The 6,851-nt window shown below is 33.7% G+C and carries 5 protein-coding genes and 2 tRNA genes; 4 read left to right on the top strand and 3 right to left on the bottom strand.

Going from position 1 to position 6,851, the window contains the following annotated elements; translation table 11 throughout:
* Positions 1–27: 27 nt before the first annotated feature.
* From rimO to B0A57_RS11210, 3 genes are all read right to left on the bottom strand, one after another.
* Positions 28–1,329 (bottom strand): 30S ribosomal protein S12 methylthiotransferase RimO, encoded by a 1,302-nt coding sequence (gene rimO, locus B0A57_RS11200; RefSeq protein ID WP_034097731.1) that lies wholly within the window; start codon positions 1,327–1,329, stop codon positions 28–30.
* A 352-nt stretch (positions 1,330–1,681) separates the two neighbouring features.
* A complete protein-coding gene (locus B0A57_RS11205; RefSeq protein ID WP_038466256.1) occupies positions 1,682–3,214 on the bottom strand; it encodes an OmpP1/FadL family transporter in 1,533 nt (510 codons plus the stop codon).
* Positions 3,215–3,284: 70 nt separating this feature from the next.
* The gene (locus B0A57_RS11210) at positions 3,285–4,298 is read right to left on the bottom strand and encodes a hypothetical protein (protein WP_038466259.1); all 1,014 of its coding nucleotides are present in this window, start codon (positions 4,296–4,298) and stop codon (positions 3,285–3,287) included.
* Positions 4,299–4,400: 102 nt separating this feature from the next.
* Between B0A57_RS11210 and proS the strand changes: the two genes are divergently transcribed.
* The 4 genes from proS to rpsT all read left to right on the top strand — a co-directional run bounded on the left by proS (position 4,401) and on the right by rpsT (position 6,562).
* Positions 4,401–5,879: a proline--tRNA ligase gene (gene proS, locus B0A57_RS11215; protein ID WP_011963521.1), complete on the top strand. Its 1,479-nt coding sequence runs from the start codon at positions 4,401–4,403 to the stop codon at positions 5,877–5,879.
* 91 nt (positions 5,880–5,970) lie between these two features.
* Positions 5,971–6,042, top strand: a tRNA-Glu gene (locus tag B0A57_RS11220).
* 31 nt (positions 6,043–6,073) lie between these two features.
* Positions 6,074–6,145 (top strand) — tRNA-Glu (locus B0A57_RS11225).
* Between the two features lie 165 nt (positions 6,146–6,310).
* Complete coding sequence (gene rpsT, locus B0A57_RS11230) at positions 6,311–6,562, top strand: 30S ribosomal protein S20 (protein WP_011963520.1); 252 nt, start codon at positions 6,311–6,313, stop codon at positions 6,560–6,562.
* Positions 6,563–6,851 lie beyond the last annotated feature (289 nt).

Genomic DNA, 6,851 nt, shown 5'->3' on the forward strand with positions numbered 1-6,851 from the left:
AAATCTTAATTCTAAAATCTAAAATAATTACGCTGGTTCGCCGTATAAGTCAAACTCTGTAGCTTCAATAATTTTTATATTTACAAATTCGCCCGTTTTTACATAATGTTTTGTGGCATCTATAAGCACTTCGTTATCTACATCAGGACTATCAAATTCGGTTCTTCCTACAAAATGTCCGCCTTCTTTTCTGTCAATAATACAACGGAAAGTTTGTCCTAGTTTTTCTTGGTTCAAATCCCAAGAAATTTGCGATTGTAAATCCATTATTTCTAGCGAACGTGCTTGTTTCACTTCATCTGGAACATCATCTACTAATTCGTAAGCACCTGTATTTTCTTCGTGCGAATAAGCAAAACAGCCCATTCGGTCAAATTTCATTTCCTGAACAAATTCTTTCAGAATCTCGAAATCTTCTTCAGTTTCTCCAGGATATCCTACAATTAGAGTTGTTCTAATGGCCATTCCAGGAACGGCTGCACGAAAATCTTTTAGTAATTTGGTGGTTTTTTCTCTTGTTGTTCCACGTTTCATCGATTTTAGGATAGAATCTGAAATGTGTTGCAACGGAATATCTATATAATTACAAATCTTAGGTTCTCGTTTCATGATTTCAAGAACATCCATAGGGAAACCAGTAGGGAAGGCGTAATGCAAACGAATCCACTCGATACCTTCTACTTTTACTAGTGCTTCTAGCAATTCGCCTAGTGCTCTTTTTTTGTATAAATCAAGACCATAATAAGTCAAATCTTGGGCAATAAGAATTAGTTCTTTTACACCATTTTTAGCCAAACCTTCGGCTTCTTTTACTAATTTCTCTATGGTTTGCGATACATTTTTGCCACGCATAAGCGGAATAGCACAAAAACTACAAGGACGGTCGCAACCTTCAGAAATTTTTAGGTACGCATAGTTCTTAGGTGTTGTGGTTAAACGTTCTCCTAATAATTCATGTCTGTAATCTGCTCCTAAAGCTTTTAATAAAGCAGGCAATTCAGTAGTACCAAAATATTGGTCTACATTGGGGATTTCTTTTTCTAAATCTGGTCTGTAACGTTCAGATAGACATCCGGTTACAAATACTTTGTCAACTAATCCACGTTCTTTTTTGTCAGCATATTCCAAAATTGTATTTACAGATTCTGCTTTGGCATTATCTATAAATCCGCAAGTATTTATCACCACAATATTCCCTTCTTCTTCATGTACCACGTTTTTTCCGCTGGCTTTGAGTTGCCCCATAAGCACTTCGCTGTCATACACGTTTTTAGAACACCCAAGAGTGATTACATTGATTTTGTTTTTCTTTAACGATTTGGTTCTCATATACTTAAATTTTGGAGTGCAAAATTACGCTTTTATTTATTGTATAACTATGTTTTTTTTGTTTTTAGGCGCTATTTCCCGCACCCGAGCCTGAAAGGGCGAACTGGAGAAACAATTTTTTGCAATCTTTTATTTTTTTAAGGGAGAAAAATAAAAGGGTTTTTCCTGCTATTGGGGCTAAAAATAAACCGTCTCGTTCTTAAGAACAACACGGTTTATTTGTGATTTGCTTATTATAACCTTAAAATGTAATCAAAATTATTTAGCGTTGTTTTTGTAAGTTACTATCGCTTTATTAGTGATTTTTAATTTCTTGCCTGTTGCTCTTTTGGGCTTTGGTTGTAATTACTATTTACAACTCAAAAGCTAATGTTAGTGTAACATTATTTTTTGTAGTATTTATTTGTGCTGCATCAGTCAAACCCTGAGCAAAAAATGACTGATTAGACGTTCTTTTGGATAGCGAATAAGCTAAATCTAGTTTTGTACCACCAAAATTATAACCAATACCTCCAGAGTAGCCGTTCGAATCGCCAACGATTTTTTTGTTTTTGTATGGGCTTTGCTCAAAATGATACCCACCACGCAAACTCCATTGTTTTATTTTATACTCGGCACCAAGTCTTAATTCGCCAGATTTTTGTAGCAAATTAGAAATATCATTATCGGTATCGTTATCAGGATTGTTGGCTGATTTCATGAATTCGTTTTTAGGAGTAAACTGAGCTTTGCTGTAATTTTTTACACTATAATCTATACTAAAAAGCCCTTTTTTGCCAAAAATATAAGCAAAACTTCCTGTAAGTTTTCCAGGGGTTTGCAATCCGTAAGGTGCATAAACCATTGTGGTTTTAGGGTCTATAATATCAGTATTTAAACTATTATTTATAGTACTACTATTGGCAGATATACTTTGTATTAATTCATCATTTAATTTATACCAAGTTGGCGATTGGTATGCTAATCCAAGTCTAATTTCCTTAATTGGTTTAACAATTGCTCCAATCTGAAAAGAAAAACCTGAGCCGTATGTGTACAAGTCATTATTAAAATTAATGTTTTTTACTAAATAGTTAACAGGTGAAGTGTTGTTGTTATTGTTTTCAGTAAAAAGGTTAGAACGGCGATAATCAGTAAAATGAGTATTCAAATTAATACCAATCATCAATATATTTTTATATTGTGTTGCAGCATTAAAAGTTAATTTTCCGTTATACCCAGATGTTTGTGTAGTGTTTGTTTGGTAATAATTACCGCCAGAAGGCACAAGAGATACGTAGTTTCTGTTAGTATTATCATTGTAAGTTGCAGATTGATTAATTATAAAAGCCTTATATCCCAAATAAGCTTGCTGTTCTCTAAAAGTTAAATCACCGTAAGCATAATCGTGTCCATCTACGATACTTAATTTTAAACCCTTTGCATAGCTTAAGAAATAATTATCTATAGAATTGTTATTTGCTCCCGCAGAAAATAATGAATTCTCAAAACTGCTAACATTTTCGTAATTTATGCCAATAGCGATTTTTTTCCAAGGGCTATTTTCTGTATCATTTTCAAAAACAAAAACCCCGCCAAATTGGTTTAAATTTAGTGAATTCTTATTTTTAGATGTGTTAGTACCAAAATAATTAGAATTATTTTTTGTATTAAAGTTACTTGCTGTAACAGATATCTGATTGTTAGCAAAAACAACCGATCCTGCAGGATTTACAGTAATTGCCGATAAATCGCCACCCAAGGCTCCAAAAGCACCACCCATGGCTCTAAAACGAGCGGTCCCGTTAGGATTGTCTTGCGAATATCTGTAAGCATCTGCAATATCTTGAGCTTGAATTCCGGAAAAACAAAGTGTGATTGCAAAAAGAGAAATATATTTTTTCATTTATTTTGTTTTTAAAGTCAATAAAAGCCAACGTATTATAATTTAAATACATTGGCTATATAAATTGTTATTATCTGCGTCCGCCTCCACCGCCAGAACGACCGCCTCCGTAGTTGCCACCACCACCACTTGATGGAGTGTAGTTTCTAGGTGCTTCATAAGTTCTTGGGATTTCTGTTCTTACAGGTCTTGGGGTATAGTTATTATTGTTAGAATTATTAGATCCAGGATTGTCTATTGTAGTATTTTCAGGTCTAACAGGTCTTGGGGTATAATTATTATTGTTAGAATAATTAGATCTAGGATTATTTATTTCAGGGTTTTCTGTTCTTACAGGTCTTGGGGTATAATTATAATTATTATTAGAATAATTAGATCTAGGATTGTCTATTGCAGATGCGTTGTTTCTTATGTCAGAAGAATAGTTTTTGCCACCATTTTCATGACTATATCTGTCTGAATACATAGCACCTCTTCTTCCGTGGGCATAGGAATAATTGTTTCTGTAATACCCAGAGTTATTCCAGTTATTATAGCCATAGTTGTTATAGCCATAATAATTTCCGTAGTATAAATTATTCCAACCCCAATTTGATCCGTAATAACTCCAAGGATTGTACCATCCATTATTCCAACTAGAGTAATAGCCATTATTCCAAGGGCTGTTATATCCCCAATAGTTATTATAGTATCCGTAATTATGATAGCCCCAACTGTTATCATATACATTTATAGTAAGATGGTCGTTACTATTATTGCCCCAACCTGAATAATTATTGTTGTTATTAGAATTATCATTCTGATTTTTAATAACAGTCGAATAATTGTCAACATCTGTTAGAACTTCCGTTTGGTTGGTATTATAATTATTGGCATTAGAACTAAAATATTCTTTATATTTGTTATCAGTTCCAGAAGCGTTGTTTGTTTCAATATTAGATTTTTGTCTTTCACCACCATAAATTCCGTCATTATCATAATACGATTTATTTTGGTAAGAACCACACGATATAGCAGTAAGACTTAACAATCCAGCAAAAGATTTCAGTAATGTCTTTTTTGTAAAATAATAATAAGTTTTCATATCTGTAAGGTTTTTTATTGTTGAACATAACAAAAATAGTTAGTTTTGTCGAACTATTTTATTTTTTAACATAGGCACAAGATTTGTGCCAAACTATACAAGATGAGCAAGAACTTAACTACAAGAGCAGAAGATTATTCAAAATGGTATAACGAGCTGGTTGTCAGAGCTGATTTAGCCGAAAATTCAGGAGTTAGAGGCTGCATGGTTATCAAACCTTATGGTTATGCAATTTGGGAAAAAATGCAAGCAGAATTAGACAGAATGTTTAAAGAAACAGGACATAGCAACGCTTATTTCCCGCTATTTGTACCCAAGAGCATGTTTGAGGCCGAAGAAAAAAACGCAGAAGGATTTGCAAAAGAATGCGCCATAGTTACCCATTACCGATTAAAAAACGATCCAGACAAACCAGGAAAATTAATGGTCGATCCTAACGCTAAGCTCGAAGAAGAGTTAATCGTTAGGCCAACTTCTGAAGCAATAATTTGGAGTACATATAAAGGTTGGATTCAATCTTACAGAGATTTACCATTATTAATAAACCAATGGGCAAATGTAGTGCGTTGGGAAATGCGAACAAGATTGTTTCTTCGTACCGCCGAATTTTTATGGCAAGAAGGGCATACGGCCCATGCAACCAGAAAGGAGGCAATTGAAGAATCAGAAAAAATGATGAACGTATATGCTGATTTTGCTCAAAATTTTATGGCAATACCAGTTATAAAAGGATTAAAAACAGAAACAGAACGTTTCGCTGGTGCAGAAGAAACCTACTGTATTGAAGCTTTAATGCAAGACGGAAAAGCATTGCAAGCAGGAACATCACACTTTTTAGGTCAAAACTTCGCCAAAGCATTCGATGTTAAATTTGCCAATGCCGAAGGAAAACAAGAACACGTTTGGGGAACCTCTTGGGGAGTTTCTACAAGATTAATGGGGGCTTTAGTTATGACACATTCCGATGACAACGGATTAGTTTTACCACCCAATTTAGCACCAATACAAGTAGTTATTGTGCCAATTTTTAAAACCGATGAAGAGTTCGAGAAAATTTCGGCCCTAGCCAATGATTTAATATCGCAATTTAAAAAACTTAATATTTCAGTCAAATTTGATAACAGAACCACTCAAAAACCAGGATTCAAGTTTGCAGAATGGGAATTGAAAGGCGTTCCTGTTCGAATCGCCATTGGTCCAAAAGATTTAGAAAACGAAACATTCGAAATTGCACGCCGTGATACTTTAACAAAAGAAGTAAAACCAAAAGAAGGAATCGTAAAGTATATAAGCGACCTGTTAGCACAAATACAAAGCGATTTATTCAGTAAAGCATTACAGTACCGAGACACACATATAACCGAAGTTTCTGATTTTGAAGAATTTAAAAAAGTTCTTGAAAACAAAGGAGGATTTATTTCAGCCCATTGGGACGGAACACCAGAAACAGAAGAAAAAATAAAAGAACTCACCAAAGCAACAATTCGTTGCATCGCATTAAATAGAAAAGAAGAAATTGGAAACTGTATGTTTACTGGAAAACAGTCAGTTGGAAGAGTTCTTTTTGCAAAAGCATATTAAAATTAAATATTTTTTGCAAAAAAAGTCATTTAGCTATTGCGAGAATAAAAAATAGTTGTATTTTTGCACTCGCATTACAAAACAATGCAATGGCCCGTTCGTCTATCGGTTAGGACGCATGGTTTTCATCCATGTAAGAGGGGTTCGATTCCCCTACGGGCTACATTGAATTATTGAGGTTAAATAAAATTAAAGGCCCGTTCGTCTATCGGTTAGGACGCATGGTTTTCATCCATGTAAGAGGGGTTCGATTCCCCTACGGGCTACTAGTTAGTTGTAAATTTGTTTTATAAAACAAAATTTTGTGTCTCAATTTTTTGTTTTATTAGTTAAAACTGAAGTAATTAAATTTTAAATTTAACTATGGGAGGTTTTTCTTTTTTTACTAAGTAAGTAAATCAATAAAGTTATTACAATTTAAAAACAAAAAAATGGCAAATCATAAGTCAGCTTTAAAAAGAATAAGAAGCAACGAAAAGAAAAGAGTGTTAAATAGATACCAACACAAAACAACTCGTAACGCAATAAAAGCATTAAGAATAGCTACTGATAAAACTGAAGCAACTGCAAAATTATCAAATGTAATCTCTATGATTGATAAGTTAGCTAAGAAAAACATTATACATGATAATAAAGCATCAAACTTAAAATCTAAATTAACTAGATTCGTTTCATCTTTATAACACTTATTGTGTTCAAATTTTAAAAAAAGCCCCTTTTGTAGGGGCTTTTTTTTATGTGTTCATTTTTTCCTGGAAATATTAAAAAGTAACACCAGTCTAAGATAACAACCAAAATATCACCAGTAAAAGCTATAAAATTCAGCTAGTACTTCTTTAATAATGGCGTGCCCCTCCCGAAAAGGTCGGGTCGGGCTATGCGCTACAATCTTTTTTATCGGCGAAAAGCCTCAAAAAAAGGATTTCCGCTGCTATCCCTCACGCGGCGCAGCACATCAGCATTCAAAATTTT

The sequence above is a fragment of the Flavobacterium psychrophilum DSM 3660 = ATCC 49418 genome (genome assembly GCF_002217405.1).
Lineage (GTDB): Bacteria > Bacteroidota > Bacteroidia > Flavobacteriales > Flavobacteriaceae > Flavobacterium > Flavobacterium psychrophilum.

Bases quoted from the DNA above. Each gene is read 5' to 3' on its own strand.
- rpsT (WP_011963520.1), top strand. From the start codon at position 6,311: ATGGCAAATCATAAGTCAGCTTTAAAAAGAATAAGAAGCAACGAAAAG.
- B0A57_RS11210 (WP_038466259.1), bottom strand. From the start codon at position 4,298: ATGAAAACTTATTATTATTTTACAAAAAAGACATTACTGAAATCTTTT.
- rimO (WP_034097731.1), bottom strand. From the start codon at position 1,329: ATGAGAACCAAATCGTTAAAGAAAAACAAAATCAATGTAATCACTCTT.
- B0A57_RS11205 (WP_038466256.1), bottom strand. From the start codon at position 3,214: ATGAAAAAATATATTTCTCTTTTTGCAATCACACTTTGTTTTTCCGGA.
- proS (WP_011963521.1), top strand. From the start codon at position 4,401: ATGAGCAAGAACTTAACTACAAGAGCAGAAGATTATTCAAAATGGTAT.